The sequence below is a fragment of the Bifidobacterium sp. A11 genome (genome assembly GCF_000499185.1).
Classification (GTDB): domain Bacteria; phylum Actinomycetota; class Actinomycetes; order Actinomycetales; family Bifidobacteriaceae; genus Bombiscardovia; species Bombiscardovia mizhiensis.
In genome coordinates, this window is sequence record NZ_AWUO01000003.1 from 97344 (window position 1) to 114314 (window position 16971).

The window sequence follows — 16971 nt, forward strand, 5'->3', positions numbered from 1 at the left end:
GTCCTCGTCGCTGTCGTCATCCGCGAATCCGCTTCCTTTCCGCCATATCCATTCCCTATCTCAGGATCCGTCCGTGGCCGCCTTCACGTCCGGTTGAGTCCGAATCATCTGCAGGGCCACCCCGGCCGAAGCCAGGCAGGAGATCAGAGCGGTCCCTCCAGCCGAAACAAAGGGCAGGGGCAGACCGATGACCGGCAACAGGCCCAGAACCACGCAGATGTTGACCAGGGCTTGGCCCACCAGCCACACATCCAGGCAGATCAGCACCATGCCCGCATAACGGTTCCTGGTGGTCAGGGCGATCCTCAGCATGCACCAGCCCATGACCACGAAGACCAGAATAAGCATGGCCGCCCCTACAAAGCCCAGCTCCTCGCCGATGACAGCGAAGATGAAATCATTGTGCGCCTCGGGCAGGTAGTTCCACTTCTCCCTGGAGTTGCCCAGCCCGACCCCGGTCAGCCCCCCCGAGGCCATGGCATACAGTCCGTGTATGGACTGGTAGCAGACACCCTGAATGTCATCCGCCGAGCACTTGCCGTAGGCGGCCATGATCCGCTGGGTCCGGTTGCTGTTGCCGTAGACCGAAAAGCCGATGACCGCGGCCATTCCCAGGATTGCCAGGCTGAGTAGCCAACGCAGGGGAAAGCCCGAAACCAGGAAGGCCACGAAGCCGATGATGACGATGATCATGGCCGTTCCCAGATCCTTGCCCAACATGATCAGCAGGAAACTGACGACAAAACCGGCGGCAGGCTTGGCATAGGCCTTGGCCAGGCTCTTCAGGTCGGAATCCTTGCCAGCCTGCCGCTGGGCTTCGATCAGGGCCTGGGGCAGCCACAGACACAGGGCCAGCTTGAGCAACTCGGCCGGCTGCATGGAGATGCCCCCCACCGAGATCCATCCCTCATTGCCGTTGGCGGACCGCCCCAGCGGAGTACGCGTCAGCAGCTGAATACCCTGGCTGACAATCAGAAACCCTGTACTCCAGCTCCGGTAGCGGTCGATACTGATCCGCACAGCCAGAAGGGCCAGCAACAGTCCCACCACGGCGTATATGCTCTGACGAATAACCTGGCTCCAGGGAGAGCTGCCCTGGGCCACCAGATCCACAGCCGAGGAGGAAAACACCATCATCAGGCCGAAAACCGTGGTGGCGACAACCGTGGCCAAAAAGCCGTAGTAGCACCAAAGCGGGTTGAGAATGGCCCGCCAGCCCCGGTAGTCCCCCTTGCCGCCAGACCCCCGGGAGGGATCCTTGTGCGGATCAGTGTCGCGCTTCATGCTCGTGGACCCACTGTTCGGCCTGCTGGGCAAACTGGTCGCCCCGGTCGGCATAGGAGGCGAACTGGTCCATAGAGGCGCAGGCGGGGGCCAGCAGAACCACTTGGCCAGGCTGTGCATAGGAGCCAGCGGCACGGACGGCCCGGGCCATAACCTGATCGCCGGCAGCAGGGTCGATCAGAGTAACCGGCAGATCGGGCGCCTGGTCCTTGATGGCTTGAACCATAGGCTGCTGATCCTGACCGATGACCACGGCTGCAGCCAGCTTGGACCTGCGGGACCGGACCAGATCGTCAAAGCGGGCACCCTTGGCCAGCCCGCCGGCCAACCAGACCACCTGGCCGTCATGGTAGCTGGCCAGAGAAGCCTCGGCGGCATGGGCGTTGGTGGCCTTGGAGTCGTCTACAAAACGGATGGCCTGCGAACCCTGGCCCAGGGTCGCCACGGTGCTGATCCTATGGTCGCCGGGTGTGAAAGTACGCATGGCCTCGATAGCCGCGTCGACCTTGGCCCCGGCTCCCAGTGCCAAGGCCAGGGCACAGAGGGCATCAGCCAACAGATGGGGGTAGACCGTGCCGTCAGGCTCGCATAGATCCGTCAGGTCGGCAACCCTAACCAGCCGGACGCCCTCCTCAGGGTCCCGACCGGTCAATCCGCTGCGGTCTATGACCCAGCCGTCCTCTACGCCCAGTTGCCCAGGCTCGGGCCGACCCAGAGTGAAGCCCACCCTTCGGCAGCCGGGAGCCGGCTGTGCCTGTCTGGCCAGATCGGAGACCCGGGAGTCGTCAGCGTTATAGACCAGAGCCTTGCGCACGCCCCGGTAGATGCGCGCCTTGTCGGCCGCATAAGCCTCAAAGCCCCCGTGCCAGTCCAAGTGGTCGTCGGCCAGATTAGTGATGGCCGCGCACTCCAGGGCCGGCGAGAAGGTGAAGTGCAGCTGGAAGGAGCTCAGCTCCACACAGAGCATGTCATTGTCGGGGTCCAGAACAGCTGTGGAGACGGCCTTGCCGATGTTGCCCACCGCAGGGGCCGTGAACCCACTGGCCTGCATCATGGCGGCGACCATCCTGGTGGTGGAGGTCTTGCCATTGGTGCCGGTGATTCCGATCCAGGGGGCTGGCCGGCCGGTCCGGGCTGCGGGCACCCGCAGCATCCAAGCCATCTCCACCTCGCTGACCACAGGGATGCCCCGACGCTGCGCCTCAAGGATAAATGGGGTGCGCGGATTGAAGACGGGCGAGGCCATGACCAGGTCCACCTGGCTCCAGTCCACCTGGTCGAAGTCATGAAGATCGGCCTGGGGGGCGCGCTGGTCCACAGTAGTCACTCCGGCCGCTCGGCCTCGCAGGGCTGCGGCCACGCTCCGTCCGGAAATACCCAGCCCGGCGACCAGCACCCGCTTCTGGCTCAAGTCCATATCCATGAACACCTCATTCCGCTAGCTCCGGCATCTGCTTGGCATGATACCGGCTGCCGAAGTCCGGTACCGTGAATGGACGCACTCAGATGGGCAACCCGGAGCGGATCACCCAGTCTGCATAGAAGCAGACCAGGGCCAGCAGGACGAAGATCAGGTCCACCATCCAGAAGCGGACAACCACCTTGGACTCCTGCCAACCCATCAGCTCGAAGTGGTGGTGGATGGGTGCCATCTTGAAGACCCGCTTGTGGGTGAGCTTGAAGTAACCCACCTGGATGACATCGGAGGCGGCCTCGCCCACGAAGAGCCCGCCCAGGATGACCGCCAGAAGCTCGGTATGGGTGGCGATGGACAGGGCTGCAAAGAGTCCTCCCAGGGCCAGGGATCCGGTGTCCCCCATGAAGATGGAGGCCGGATTGGTGTTGTACCAGAGGAAGCCGAAGCAGGCCACGGCGGCGCAGCAGGCGATGATGGCCAGGTCCAGGGGGTCGGAGACCGCGTAGGCATGGCCGGGATGGCCGCCACCCTTCAAGTGGTAGCTCTCCCAGATTGCAATGACCGTATAGCCCACGAAGGCGATCATGGAGGAACCCGAAGCCAGACCGTCCAGGCCATCGGTCAGGTTGACCGCATTGCTCCAGGCCGTCATCAACAGATTGACCCAGATGATGAACAGCACCACGGACAGGACGCTGCCCGCCATTCGAAAGTCGATAATAGGGTGCTCAACGAAGGATATGCCTGCCTGAGCGCTGGGATAGCCGTTCTTGGTGGGCAGCTTCAGGGCCAGCACCGCGTATATGGTGGCCAGAATGAACTGGCCGATGAACTTGGCCCTGACCGACAGGCCCAGATTCTGCTTCTTACGCACCTTGGCAAAGTCGTCGATAAAGCCCAGGAAGCCCATGGAGAGCATAGCGAACAGAACCAGCATGGCCGACAGGGACACGGACTCCCCCCGGGACAGGTAGCGATAGAGAGCCGAGGCTGCCCAGCCCAGCAGGATGGCCAGGTTGATGACCAACCCGCCCATGGTCGGGGTGCCACGCTTGACCAGATGGGACTTGGGCCCGTCCTGGCGGATGTACTGGCCATAATGCAATCGGTGAACCAGCCGTATCAGCAGGGGGGTCCCTGCCAGCGTCACCACCAGGGCGACCAGGATTCCGATGATGAGGGCAATCACAGTGTGTACTCCAACTCTTGAATTCTGTCCTTGAACGTTCGAACCCGCTGCGGGTATACCAGTGCACTCATGGCTCAGCCCTGCCAGCGGTCGGCCAGACCGGACAGGCCGGACATGTGCGAACCCTTGAGCAGGACAAGATTTTGCCGATCCGGATGCTTGTCGCATAGGCGGCGGACCATCTGATCGGCTTGGTCGGCATCCTGAGCGAAGAGGACACACATGGCCCCAGACCCTTCCTCGCTGGGATCAGATAGGCCGCCAGCACCACGGACAAGGGCATGAACCAACCTGTCCATCTGCTGATCCCTGCAGCCCACCGCGACCAATGCATCGACGCCCAACCGACGGCAGTAGGCGCCGATCTCCTGGTGCAGCTGCTCCCCTCGATCGCCCAGCTCAAGCATGACCCCCAGGACGGCTATCCGATAGACCGGGCCATCGGATCCCCTCCAGGTGGCCAAGGCGTCCAGACCAGCCCGCACGGAATCGGGATTGGCGTTGAAGGAATCGTCGATCAGGGTGAAGGAGGCATCCGGCAACCGGACCGAAGACAAAGCCATCCGATGCGGGCTTATTTGCCGCTGCCGACCCAACTCATCGGCGATGCGTTCTGCGTCCAGACCCAGGGCGTGGGCTACCGTGGCGGCAGCCAGAGCGTTCATGACATTGTGCCGTCCCGGAATGCCCAGCCGCAGCCGCACTGGTTGCTGGTCACGCAGACACAGCTCAAAAGCCGGCCTGTCCAGACTGTCGCTGTCCAGGTAGCGAGCCGAGCCATCCAGGTCGCGGTCCTGCCCGTCATCATCAGCGGCCATGCCAAACCGCAGAACAGGCCCAGAGGCGAGATCAGCCATGGCAGCCACCCGGGAATCGTCGGCATTGAGCACGGCGGTCCCGCCTGGAACCAGGCCTTGCACGATCTCACTCTTGGCCTGGGCGATGCGCTCCACGGAGCCGAATTCACCCAGGTGGGCCACTCCCACTTTGAGGACCAGAGCCATGTCCGGGGGGACCATTTTGGTCAGCCGGGCGATCTCACCCACGTGGTTAGCGCCCATCTCGGCCACCAGATACCGGGTGTCGGGCCCCACTTCCAAGGCGGTCAGAGGAAGGCCGATCTCGTTGTTGAAAGACCCGACAGGAGCCACTACCGAACCAAGGAGTGCCAGCAGAGAGGACAGCAGATCCTTGGTGGTGGTCTTGCCGACGGATCCGGTGATGCCGATCACAGTAAAGGGTTCTGCCGCTGCACGCCGACGATCCATATTGGCCCGGGCCAGCAGCCCCAGGGAAGCAACCGTATCGTCCACAAGAATCTGGGGCAGGTCAGCGCCCGGAACGAGATGATCGACCAGGGCAGCACGGCAGCCCTTGGCCCCCAGGCCGGGAACATAGTCATGGCCATCCACATGCTCGCCCTTGATGGCTACGAAGAGGCCATCGGCCCCCGCCTGCCGGGAGTCGGTCACCACCCGCATGCGCACGGACCGCCGGTCAGGTTCACGACCAGAACCGACTTCAACCAGCCGACCGTGCACATATTCGACGACCTCATCCAGGGTCATGGGCATGGACCCGGCCCTTACAGACTGACTCATCCTCACCTCTCAGGACATCTCGCGGGAGACGCGCAGGGCGCTCCTGATGTTGTTGCGTTTGACGCCGGCGGCCATGGTCATGGCGATGCACAGGGACAGATCGTCACTATTGGCATCGGCGGGCAGGGATTGGCGGGCCAGCCCATCTGATTCCTCGTTACGCTTGGCCACGATGGTATGCCCGCCCAGGTTGAACCCGTATCGACGGGCCCTGGAAATCAACCGTACGTGCCGCATATCGCGGGTTGAGCCCTCCTGGGCGCCCAGGGCCACCACATCCAGGTCCACCGCCTGCAGAGCGTCCCTGACCAGGGTCTGGTCGTCCACGGATATGACCACAGCGGCCGCTCCATCCTCCAGGGCGATGGACAGACTGCGCTGCACATCGAACATGCTCAAGGGATATTCCAGGTCCAGTCGCCGGTCCAGCGAGTATGAGCCCTTGGCGCTGAGAATGCCGACAGGATTGCCCAGCACATGCAGGAAGTCAGCCAAAAGATCCACCTGGTCCTGCACCTGGGAACCGACCAAAGCGAAGACCGCCAAGGCCCCGGAAGGGTCACCGGCGGCGTTGGCCAGCAACTGGCCCATCTGCCAGGCATGCATGGTGCCAAAGAGTAGAGGTATACGAGCCCGGCCCACCTCTTGACGGGCCGAGGTCGGCAACAGGGCCGCATAGGCGCCGCGAAGCTCAGCCTCCTCAATCATGCCCTGGTCCACCTGCCGGTCTGCAGGCACGTAAAGGCTGCCGGGCCGCACTGAGGGCAGGTCGTCCACCAGTGAAGTCACCGTAACTGGTTCAGCGAAATCAGGGACCAAAGTCAGCCCGTAGCGCCCCTTGAGCTGACCCAGGGTCAGTCGTCGGGAGATTGATTCACTCAGCGCACTCATGCTGCAATCTCTCCTTCGTCCGGGAACGCCATGATGCCTGCCGGTATCACCATGTTACCGGGATAGCATCGGTTCTGGGCGGGGACGTGGGGACCTGGTATTTCTGCATAAGGAATTCACCGATCTGGGCGAAGATGGGACCGGCGGTGATGCTGCCGAAAACGCCATCGCTGCTGTGGGGATTCTTCAGCACCACGGTGACCACAAAATGAGGGTCGTCAGCAGGCAGGATGCCCACCCAGTCGCTGATGATGCCACCCAGGCCGCCCGAGCTGTCGGCCACCTCGGCAGTGCCCGTCTTGGAGGCCACCCGATAGCCCTCCACCTTGGCCGTATTCTGGTACTTTTCAGCCACCGACTCCATGCCGTTCATAACGGTAGCCGCCACCTTCTCGTCCACTACCCTGACCCGGTTGGCATTGACGGCACCCTGGCCGTGGATGATGGTCTGATCAGCGCGGACCCCCTTGTTGGCCAGGGTGGCGATGACGTTGGTCAGCTGGATGGCGTTGGTGGCATAGCCCTGGCCGAACAATACCGTATTGCGGGTGCGCCGATCCCAGGTCTGAGGCGAAGTCAGCAGGCCCTTGGACTCCCCCGGCAGACCTAGTGCCGAAGCCTGGCCTATGCCGAAGCGAGTCAGATAGTCGTAGCGCTTCTGGTCCGGGTAATGTTCGCCGGCCATGACCATGCCCACGTTGGAGGAGTTCTGCAGAATGCCGGCAAGGGTCCAGTGCTCGGCTGGATGGTCGAAGGCGTCCTTGTACTGTTGGTTGTCCACGGTGATGTGGTCGGGCACGGTGAAGCGGTCGCTCATGGAGTGCACCTGCTCCTGAAGCATGCCGGAGATCGAGATGGTCTTGCCGATGGAGCCGGGCTCGAAGGTCTCCGCCACGGCCCGCGAGGAGTTGACCTTGGCCTGGTCGCTGCCCGCCTGGTAGTCATCGGTGTCGGCCAGGGCCAGGATCTCGTTGGTGCGGGTGTCCTGGACGACAGCCAGGGCCCAGTCGGCATGAAAGCGCTGGCAGCCTGACTTGAGGGCTTGACGGACGTACCACTGAACGTCTTGGTCCACGGTCAGGGTCACATCCTTGCCGTTGACCGGATTGCGCTGACGGGTCACGGTTCCGGGGATCTCCTGGCCAAGCATTCCCTGCTGGTAGACCGTGTAGCCGTCAGTGCCGGTCAACTGCCGATTCTCCATCTGCTCGATCCCGGCCACGCCCTTGCCGCTGTCGTCGATGCCCCCGATCAGGGCTCCCATCAGATCCGCGTGCGGATAGGTGCGTTCGCTGCTCAGTTCTGCCGTGATGATCCCCTGCAGCCCCAGCTTGTCGATGGAGCGCTTGACCTCGGGAGTCACCCGCTTGGCCAGAACCACGTACCGTCCAGGGACGCTGAGCTTGCCGCCCAGCTCCATGGCGTTCATCCCCAGGGCCGGCGCCAGGAGGCGGGCCACGCCGGCAGCACCGTCAGCGCCCACCGGATGGCCCTTGATGCTGTGACAGTCACTGCCTGTGCGCTTGGTGCAGTTGACTGGTATGAAGGATGCAGCTGCCTCGGGGTCGCCGATGATGTTGTACCGCTCCAGGCTCTGGGCAAGCACCCGACCATTGACATCCAGGATGCGGCCACGCTGGGCCTTGATGGTGTGCGGCACAGTGCGGCCCGCCGCAGCCGCTTGCGCCATGGACCTTCCGTCGAAGAGCTGGATATAGGCCAGCTTACCCAGGGCCAAGGCGGCCACCAGGACCAGAATCAGACCCACAGACAAGGAACGTTTGCAGAAAGACAGGTGCCAAGAGCGTTTGGTTCCCTTGCCGCTCATGGATGCCCCGCCTTGCCCTGGGCATCATGAGGGGGCTTGTAGCCCTGCAGATCGATGGAGTTCAGGCCCTGCTGGGGCTGCATGCCCAACTGCTGGGCCTTGTCCGGCAGGGAGGCTTGGAGTTGGTCGAGCTTGTTCTGGTCATCCTGGACGTCCTGGGTCAGATTGCTGATTTCATGCTGGACCCTGGTGGCCTCGAAGGAGTCCTGGACCATCTGAGTACGCAACATCAGGGATCCGAACATGCAGGCGGCCAAAAAGATCACAGAAGTCATGATGCGCAAGAGAGGATTGCCGCGGGTCCGCGTCCAGCCGATCAGACGCCGAGCCCCCTCAGCCAATGGACCTCGTTCGGGACGGCGGGCCTTGCCTGTGCCCTTAATCAGACTGAGCTCAGGCCTGGTGGGCATCTCCTGGATGCGAGGATGACCCTTGTCCGCAGATGTCTTGGAACGGACCGAACGTGCTGGCATGGTCATGACCGGCGCCTCGATTCCGAACCGTGGCCGACATGACGATGGTGACCGGCTGAGCCCTGCCCACGGGCCTCGGCCTGAAGCCGACGACGACGTTCCTCGGGGATGGCTCCGATCATCTCAACAGCCCGCAGGCGCGCTGAAGCAGACCTGGGGTTGCGTTCCCGCTCGGCCGCATCGGCCTTGACAGCACCATGAGTCAGGTCCGACAGGTAGGGCCTGGCCTGATCGGGCACCACCGGCATGCCTGCAGGAAGATCCACATGCAGCCCTGGCGCCATGAAACGCTTGACCATGCGGTCCTCCAGGGAGTGGTAGGACTCCACGACCAGACGACCTCCCTTGGCCAGTCGCAGAATGGCCTGGGGCAGGGTGCGCCTCAAACGATCCAACTCTCCATTGACCTCGATGCGCAGAGCCTGGAAGACCCTCTTGGCCGGATTACCCGGAGGACGGTGGCCACGCGGCACCGCCTTATCGACCAGACGGTCCAGCTGGGCCGAAGTGGTCAGCGGCTGCTCCTGCCTAGTCTCGACGATGGCTCGTGCGATGCGTCCTGCATAGCGCTCCTCCCCATACCGGGAGAAAATGTCAGCCAGCTGGGCCTGGTCGTACTCGGCCAGGATCTGCGCAGCCGTCAGCTCCTGGCTGGTGTCCATGCGCATGTCCAGCGGGGCGTCCTGACGGTAGGTGAATCCCCTGTCGCGCTGGTCGATCTGCAGAGAAGACAATCCCAAATCCATGAAGACCAGGTCCACCTGGCCTACATCCAGGGCATCCAGCTGCTGGTCCAGCTGATCAAAGGGGGCGTGAACCGGCGTGAAACGGTCGGCCAGGCCCTCGTCGCGCATCCGGCCAGTGGCCAGATCCAGGGCCTGGCTATCCCTGTCTATGCCAATAAGACGGGCCTCAGGGCAGGACTTGAGGAAGGCGGTGGCGTGACCAGCCAGGCCCAGCGTGCAATCTACAGCCACGGCCCCAGGGTGCTCCAAGGCGGGCCGAGCCAGCGCAAGGCAGCGTTCCAGTAGGACGGGACGGTGGACCTTGCCGCTGTCCACGGCCTCCTGGTCGAGAGGATTGCGTTCTGACATCAGGGCCTCCATCAGCAATCCACCGCCGGAAGAACATCATCGGCAATGTCGGCATAGCCCTGCTCCTTGCTCTCCAGGTAGGCAGTCCAGGAATCCTGATCCCAGATTTCAGCACGGGTGCCCACGCCGATGACCACGACGGGGCCGGTCAGCCGTGCATAGGAGCGCAGCATGGGCGGGACCAGAATGCGGCCCTGCTTGTCCGGGACCTGGTCGACGGCGCCTGACAGAAATACGCGCAGGTAGTCCCTGGCCGATTTGTCACCCATTGAAGTGTGTTGGATGCGCACGGCCATCCGCCGAAATTCCTCGGTGGGCAGCAGGCTGACGCAGCGTTCCTGGCCACGGGCCATGACCAGACCCTGACCCAGCTGGGCGCGGAACTTGGCGGGCAAAGCCAGGCGGCCCTTGGCATCCATCTTGGGGGTGTAGGTGCCCAGAAGCATGGGCGGCAGGGAAGGCGAGGCGGCATCTGCGTCGTATGTATCGGCCATGCCCCACCTCCAATGCCAGTTTGGTAACCATGGGACGGCCCCACCGGGTAGCGTCCCCTACGCAGTGCTCCCCACTTTACCCCACTTATCCCCATCGCTCACCACCTTGACACCACTTCAGGCCCAAACCCAACCATTCGCCCCGCCGAAGGGTTCACCTCGGCGTTTCGCCACCCGGCAAAGAGGGCACGGCCAAGGGTCAGTTGAACAGAAAAAGTAGAGGACGGGCGGTATATTGGATCATCCGATTTTGAACATTCCACAGAACGGACGCACATGTCGAGCTATTCCTCACAGCTGCATGAAGAGCAGACGGCGGTGGACAGGGCCTACGGCCGTCTGGACGAGCTGCGGGCGCAGGCCAGGACCAGACTGGACGCGGTTCGGGCCGCCGGCTCCCACGGTTCCCCCACCCAGCGCACCGAGCGGGATTCCTTCGCCAACATGTACGAGGACCGGCTCACCCAGCTGCGGGCCGTGGAGGACCGTCTGGTCTTCGGCCGACTGGATACAGCCCAGGGCGGTCGGCGATATATCGGACGACTGGGCCTGCTCGACAGCAACCATGAGCCCATCCTGACCGACTGGCGTGCCGAGGCCGCACGCCCTTTCTACGAGGCCACTCCGGCGGACCACGGCGACATCGTCATGCGTAGGCACATCACCCTCAACTTCCGCCAGGTCACCGGCATCGAGGATGAGGTTCTGGACCTGTCGGCCCCAGAAGTGGACAAGGCGGCCCAGGGCGGCACCCTGGCCGGCGAGGGCGCGCTCATGGCATCCCTGTCCAGCCGCCGCACCGGGCAGATGACCGACATCGTGGCCACCATCCAAGCTGAACAGGACCGGATCATCCGCTCCCCCATGACCCGTCCACTGGTGGTCCAGGGCGGACCAGGCACCGGCAAGACGGCCGTGGCCCTGCACCGGGCCGCTTATCTGCTCTACACGCATAGGCGCAGACTGGAGAGTTCAGGCGTGCTGATCGTCGGGCCCAGCAACGCCTTCCTGCACTATATCGACCAGGTCCTGCCCTCCCTGGGCGAGACCGGAGTGCTCAGCCGCACCATGGGCGACCTCATCCCCGGCATCAGCACTGAACGCCAGGAGGACCCGCACGTGGCCCGGCTCAAGGGAGACATCCGCATGGCCGAGGCCGTAGCCAATGCCGTCGCCTCCCGGGAGCGGGTGCCTGCCTCCCTGCCCACGGTCAAGGTGGATGGGGTGGCCGTCCCTATGCTGGCGGTCGACCTGGAACAGGCCCTGGTCGATGCCCGACGCAGCCACCAGCCCCACAACAAAGCCAGGAATACCTTCGTGCGCTCGGCCCTGAACGCCATGACCGCCCGCTATGCCGAAGGCGTGGACTATCAGCCTGGAGCCGAGGAACTCGCCCGGGTCACCTCCCTGCTGAGACTGAACGACCAGGTGCGGCGGACCCTCAATCTAGCCTGGCTGCCCATGAACCCCCGCTGGCTGGTCAATGACCTCTGGTCCAGGCCGGACCGTCTGCGCCGGTTCGCCCCCTGGCTGACTCCTGAACAGATTGATCTGCTGACCCGCCAGGACGGCGCCGAACTGACCGTATCCGACATTCCCATCCTGGATGAGGCCATGGAGCTGTTGGGCCCCGACCCCCGTCAGGCGGACCGCGACCAGGCTGAAAAGGCCCGCCGCGATGAGGAACGACGGTTTGCCAGCGACACCCTGGCCCAGAATGGCATCGGAACGGGCATTGTGACCTCGCAGATGCTGCTTGATTCCATCAACGGCCAGGACGAGAACCAGGCAGCCACTCAGGCGGCCGCCGACCGCGAATGGGTCTATGGGCACATCGTGGTCGACGAGGCCCAGGAACTGACAGCCATGGACTGGAGGATGCTGGTCCGGCGCTGCCCCTCCCGATCCTTCACCATCGTCGGGGACGTGGCGCAGACGGCCGCATTGGGTGGCACCCGGTCCTGGGCCTCCACCATGGATGCGCTTTTCGGACCGGATGGATGGGATCTGCGGCAGCTGACCATCGACTATCGCAACCCTCGTCAGGTATCCAACCTGGCCTCCTCCTTCGCAGCCTCCGAGGGTCTTGAGGTTTCGACCCTCAAGGCTGTGCGCGAGGTGGAAGGATCGGTAAGCCGCCTACGGGCAGAGGATCGGGTCAGTCTGTTGGATCAACTGCCTGACCTGGTGCGCGAACTGGCGGAACGTCATCTGGGCAAGGACGGCACCGGACGCCTGGCCATCATCGTTCCCAGCGCCCTGGAAGCCGAAGTCAGCTCGCGCCTGCATATTGATAAGGCTCAAGAGCATCAGATCACGGTCACGACCACCGGCCACACCAAGGGCCTGGAGTTCGATGCCGTGGTTCTCGTGGAGCCTGGTGCCATTCAGGATGAGGCCCCTTCCAGGCTGAGCGCAGCGTCTGACCTCTATGTGGCCATGACGCGCCCCACCCAAGAGCTGGTCATTGCCCAAACTTCCGGGGATCAGAAACTATTGAACCTGGGATGAAGTGTCTAGTGCCGGGCCAGTATCAGGCCTGGCACCGCGTTCACTTGCAGTCACAGGCCAGCCCAGTCACACAATGACGTAAGCTGCTCGCCTGTTGCGTTGTGGACCTGCTGCAGTCAGAATGGCCGGTGCCCGAATAGCCGAATTCAGGACTGTGCAGTAGCAGACTGCTCTTCAGCTGACTGGTCTTCGGCGCGCAAGGTGTCGATGGCCTGCTGGAAGTCCTCCAGGTTGCTGAAGTTACGGTAGACCGAGGCGAAGCGCAGATAGGCCACCTCGTCCAGCTCCCGGAGAGGCTTCAGGATAGCCCTGCCGACCTCTTCCGAATCGACCTGTGCCAGGCCACGCGAACGCAGATCCTCTTCGACCTGCTGGCCCAAGAGTTTCAGGTCATTTTCATCAATGGGCCTACCTTGGCAGGCCTTCCTCACGCCAGCAATGACCTTGTCCCGATTGAAGGGCTCGGCATTGCCTGAGCGCTTCATAACCAGGAGGATTGAGGTCTCCACCGTGGTGAACCGACGCGAGCATTGCGGGCATTCACGGCGGCGTCTGATGGCATGGCCGTCGTCGCTGATTCGCGTATCCACAACCTTGGTATCGGGATTTTGGCAGAAAGGACAGTGCATAGGCAATATCATAGCGCCAAAGAACCTCAAGACCCACGTATACCGGGCCTATCAGCGTATAACGCTGGACAAACTCCTCAAATTCAGCTAGTCACCCTTTTCCAGTCGACAAGCTATTGAAACCCCATTGGTAATTCACTGAACCGAAGATCGCTGCCTCACTCGTCGCTGGGAATCAGAATTCGGTCCCCAACGCGCAGATTGGGTGAGGACATATTGTTGATCTCCATGATGCGGTCTACGTTTTTAGTGACGTCCTCGCCTCGCGGCGTAATTGAGGCCGCATAGGACCAGACATTATCGCCCGGACGAACTGTACGGGTGACGACCTCCTGTGGTCCTGGAGCGGAGCTGGCCGGACGAGCCATCAATCCGACCCCAGTCAGGGCCAGGGCGCTCACTGCTAGGAAAACCGCGAATCTGCGCATGGTGACGCTCGCAAAACCCTGCTCGGACAAACATGCTGTTATAGCTCTACGCAGACGAGCCATGATGGATGAGAACACAGTACTGATACGTACCCGGCAGTCCGAAAACAGGTTCGAAGGCGCTGACATGCGGGGACTGGCGCAGGAACGAACAACCATGGCACACCTCTTTCGAACATTTGTTCTATCGAACAGATGTTCTCATTGTGGCACCGCAGTCGTCATTTGGCAAGACCGATTCGAACATTTGTTTGATTTTTCACTTCAGGCAGGTTAAGCTGGGTTCAGTTTCCAAGGAAAGGAGCCATCTGTGAGCACCATCCCCTTTGCCGGGTCTGCGACCATGAGCTCCGCCAGCCAGTCCACTACCACTGACAACGCAACCTCTCAGGAAAAGGCCGAGACCTCAGCCAAAAACGAAGCGAAAGAAAACGCGGCCAGCTTCGAGAGCCAAAATCAAGGATCCAGGCCTGAGCTCACCGATCGCCAGGCCAGGGTGTTGGAAGCCATCAAGCGTCACCTGTCAGAGCGCGGATTCGTGCCCTCCTACAGGGAGATCGGCAGAGACGCGGGACTGCGCAGTACTTCTTCTGTCAAACACCAACTTCAGGTCTTGCAGGATCTGGGTTACATTCGTCTGACTGCTAACAAGGGCCGTGCCATAGAACTGGTCCAGAACCATCCTGAGCCGACCGCAGGAACCGCCAGAATCGTTCCTTTCCCTGACACAAAGGCCGACGAGGCCATCATGCAGTCGCGCGATGTACCCCTGGTCGGCAGAATTGCCGCCGGCCAGCCCATTCTGGCCGAACAGCATGTGGACGATGTCATGCGTCTGCCGGAACGTTTGACCGGATCCGGCGAGCTCTTCATGCTTGAGGTCCATGGGGATTCCATGGTCGATGCCGCCATCTGCGACGGAGACTTTGTCGTCGTCCGCCGCCAGCAGGAGGCTGAGAACGGAGATATCGTTGCAGCCCTGCTGGACGATGGTGCTACGGTTAAGACCTTCCGCCGTGAGGAGGGCCACGTTTGGCTGATTCCCCACAACCCGGCCTACTCCCCCATTGACGGCACCCACGCCGTCATCATGGGCAAGGTGGTCACCGTTCTGCGCAAGGTCTGAGGGTTACATATCCAAGTGCTCGCCGCTGCTGTTCCGATGGCCCTGCGGTTCTATCTGAAAGGTCGTGTGTTCGACCGAGACCGGGAAATGATCGCGCAGACAGCGTTGCATGCTGGTCAGAATACGTTCGTTTTCGACAGCCGTCGTGCCCTGGCGCACTACCACATGTGCCGTCAGCTGCGGCAGACCAGTGGAAACGCTGTTGGCATGCAGATCATGAACCTCAAGTACGCCAGGCACACCCTCCAGGTGCTTCCTGACTTTGGCCATGTCGAGCTCCGGCGGGGTTTCCTCAAGAAGCACAGAGACGCTGCTGGCCAGGAGCTTGATTGCGCGGGGAATCATCAGCAGAGCGATCAGGGCTCCCGCCACGGCATCGAACCCGGCCCAACCGGTGATCATCATAACCACAGCCGATATCAGAACCGCCACCGAACCCAATGCGTCGTTGACCACTTCGAGAAAAGCGGCACGCATGTTCAGGTTGTCCTTATGCCCGGAGGCCAGGACCAGGATGGATCCTACATTGGCAGCCAGGCCCAAGATGCCGAAGAAGAGCAGCAGCCCCTGCTGATGGACCTGATCCCGCCCAGGTGACCAGAGTCGCAAGACGGCCTCCACAATGGCGTAGATGCCCACAGCCAGCAGAACCAGAGCACCGCCAGCCGCCGTGATGACCTCCAGACGGGACCAGCCCCAGGTACGTCGGTTCGTGGGGCGACGCTCCATCAACACGGCAGTGACCGTGGAGGCGATCAGCACAGCCATGTCCGTCATCATGTGCCCGGCATCGACCAGCAGAGCCAGGCTACGGGTGACCACGGCGCCGACAACTTCAGCCACGAAGACCGATCCCGTCAGCGCCAGGGTCATCAGCAACTGTCGACGATGGGCGGATCCGCCACCCCGGACATCACCTTCATGAGCGCTCATGCATACCCCGATTCATCAGTCACCAAAGTATGTCACCAGGGGTCATAAGGCAAGAGTCTTCTGAGAAATACTCAGAAACCGAACTTGCTTGCCGTCTCCTTGAGGGTCTCGGCGGAACGCTTCAGAGCGGCCAGCTCGCCGTCGCTCAGAGGGGTGTTGATGTGGGTGTTGACCCCGTCACGGTTGAGCACGCTGGGCACCGACATGCACACGTCAGAGATCCCGTGGAAGTCCTCCAGCAGAGAGCTGACCGGCAGGATTCGGTCAGTGCCGTTCAGGATGGACTCGATGATGTCCACGCCGGACATGGCGATGGCGAAGTTGGTCGCCCCCTTGCCCTCGATGATCTGGTAGGCGGCGTTCTTCACCTCCTGGTGGATCTCCTCGCGCTTGGCCGCGTCCAGGGGCTCATGGCCGGGCAGCTCCATCCAGTCGCACATGGGCACGCCGCCGATGGTGGCCGAACTCCAGAGCGGGACCTCGGAGTCGCCGTGCTCACCGGCAATGTAGGCATGGACGTTCTTGACGTTGACCCCGGTCTGCTGGCCGATCAGGTAGCGCAGGCGGGCGGAGTCCAGGTTGGTGCCCGAACCGAACATCTGGTTGACCGGCAGCCCGGACAGCTCCAGGGAAACCCTGGTCACGATGTCGACGGGGTTGGTAATCAGCAGGAAGATAGCATTGGGGGCCACCTCGACCATCTGAGGGATGATGGACTTCATCATGTTGATGGTGGCGCCGGCCAGGTCAAGCCGAGTCTGCCCCGGCTTCTGCCTGGCTCCGGCAGTGATGACCACCATGTCGGCATCGGCGCAGATCTGCGGATCGTCCGAGCCGTCGATGGTGACCGTAGGGTAGAAGCTGGATCCGTGCTGCATGTCGCGGACCTCGGCCTCAACACGCTGGGCGTTGATATCCTCAAGGACGATCTCCCGAGCCACACCGCGCTGGGCCGCCGAGAAGGCCAGGGTCGACCCCACGGCTCCGGCTCCTACGATCGCTAGCTTGGTTGGCTTGATTGATGATTCCGCCATAGTTTTATGGACCTCTCTTATCGGAACCCGGGAAACGGG

The 16971-nt window shown here is 62.4% G+C and carries 15 protein-coding genes; 2 read left to right on the top strand and 13 right to left on the bottom strand.

Annotated elements, in window-relative coordinates:
* Positions 1 to 60: 60 nt before the first annotated feature.
* The 9 genes from P273_RS0104095 to mraZ all read right to left on the bottom strand — a co-directional run bounded on the left by P273_RS0104095 (position 61) and on the right by mraZ (position 10271).
* Positions 61 to 1284 carry a putative peptidoglycan glycosyltransferase FtsW gene (locus tag P273_RS0104095; RefSeq protein ID WP_024627216.1) on the bottom strand — a complete coding sequence of 408 codons (1224 nt, stop codon included), beginning with the start codon at positions 1282 to 1284 and terminating at the stop codon, positions 61 to 63.
* Complete coding sequence (gene murD, locus P273_RS0104100) at positions 1268 to 2707, bottom strand: UDP-N-acetylmuramoyl-L-alanine--D-glutamate ligase (protein WP_155804690.1); 1440 nt, start codon at positions 2705 to 2707, stop codon at positions 1268 to 1270. Before murD ends, P273_RS0104095 begins: the two co-directional genes overlap by 17 nt.
* Before the next feature lie 79 nt (positions 2708 to 2786).
* Positions 2787 to 3890 (bottom strand): phospho-N-acetylmuramoyl-pentapeptide-transferase, encoded by a 1104-nt coding sequence (gene mraY, locus P273_RS0104105; RefSeq protein WP_024627218.1) that lies wholly within the window; start codon positions 3888 to 3890, stop codon positions 2787 to 2789.
* Positions 3891 to 3964: 74 nt separating this feature from the next.
* Positions 3965 to 5491, bottom strand: coding sequence for a UDP-N-acetylmuramoyl-tripeptide--D-alanyl-D-alanine ligase (gene murF / locus P273_RS0104110; RefSeq protein ID WP_081709250.1), 1527 nt, complete (start codon positions 5489 to 5491; stop codon positions 3965 to 3967).
* Between the two features lie 9 nt (positions 5492 to 5500).
* Entirely contained in the window at positions 5501 to 6382 is an 882-nt protein-coding gene (locus P273_RS0104115) for a hypothetical protein (protein ID WP_024627220.1), read from the bottom strand.
* A 46-nt stretch (positions 6383 to 6428) separates the two neighbouring features.
* The gene (locus P273_RS0104120) at positions 6429 to 8210 is read right to left on the bottom strand and encodes a penicillin-binding protein 2 (protein WP_024627221.1); all 1782 of its coding nucleotides are present in this window, start codon (positions 8208 to 8210) and stop codon (positions 6429 to 6431) included.
* Positions 8207 to 8689: a hypothetical protein gene (locus P273_RS0104125; protein ID WP_024627222.1), complete on the bottom strand. Its 483-nt coding sequence runs from the start codon at positions 8687 to 8689 to the stop codon at positions 8207 to 8209. The genes P273_RS0104120 and P273_RS0104125 overlap by 4 nt, the downstream gene beginning before the upstream one ends.
* Entirely contained in the window at positions 8686 to 9777 is a 1092-nt protein-coding gene (gene rsmH, locus P273_RS0104130; protein WP_051354128.1) for a 16S rRNA (cytosine(1402)-N(4))-methyltransferase RsmH, read from the bottom strand. Before rsmH ends, P273_RS0104125 begins: the two co-directional genes overlap by 4 nt.
* An 11-nt stretch (positions 9778 to 9788) precedes the next feature.
* Positions 9789 to 10271 carry a division/cell wall cluster transcriptional repressor MraZ gene (gene mraZ, locus P273_RS0104135; protein WP_024627224.1) on the bottom strand — a complete coding sequence of 161 codons (483 nt, stop codon included), beginning with the start codon at positions 10269 to 10271 and terminating at the stop codon, positions 9789 to 9791.
* Between the two features lie 276 nt (positions 10272 to 10547).
* Between mraZ and P273_RS0104140 the strand changes: the two genes are divergently transcribed.
* On the top strand, positions 10548 to 12782 hold the full coding sequence (locus tag P273_RS0104140; protein ID WP_024627225.1) for a UvrD-helicase domain-containing protein: 2235 nt from the start codon (positions 10548 to 10550) through the stop codon (positions 12780 to 12782).
* Between the two features lie 146 nt (positions 12783 to 12928).
* On the opposite strand, the gene nrdR is transcribed toward P273_RS0104140, so the two are convergent.
* Entirely contained in the window at positions 12929 to 13411 is a 483-nt protein-coding gene (gene nrdR, locus P273_RS0104145; protein ID WP_024627226.1) for a transcriptional regulator NrdR, read from the bottom strand.
* A 158-nt stretch (positions 13412 to 13569) separates the two neighbouring features.
* Entirely contained in the window at positions 13570 to 13839 is a 270-nt protein-coding gene (locus P273_RS10040) for a LysM peptidoglycan-binding domain-containing protein (RefSeq protein ID WP_024627227.1), read from the bottom strand.
* Positions 13840 to 14149: 310 nt separating this feature from the next.
* Between P273_RS10040 and lexA the strand changes: the two genes are divergently transcribed.
* The gene (gene lexA / locus P273_RS0104155) at positions 14150 to 14965 is read left to right on the top strand and encodes a transcriptional repressor LexA (RefSeq protein ID WP_029676130.1); all 816 of its coding nucleotides are present in this window, start codon (positions 14150 to 14152) and stop codon (positions 14963 to 14965) included.
* Positions 14966 to 14968: 3 nt separating this feature from the next.
* On the opposite strand, the gene P273_RS0104160 is transcribed toward lexA, so the two are convergent.
* Both P273_RS0104160 and P273_RS0104165 read right to left on the bottom strand, forming a co-directional pair.
* Entirely contained in the window at positions 14969 to 15898 is a 930-nt protein-coding gene (locus P273_RS0104160; RefSeq protein ID WP_024627228.1) for a cation diffusion facilitator family transporter, read from the bottom strand.
* 71 nt (positions 15899 to 15969) lie between these two features.
* Positions 15970 to 16932, bottom strand: a complete 963-nt coding sequence (locus P273_RS0104165) for an L-lactate dehydrogenase (RefSeq protein WP_024627229.1) — start codon at positions 16930 to 16932, stop codon at positions 15970 to 15972.
* Positions 16933 to 16971: the final 39 nt, after the last annotated feature.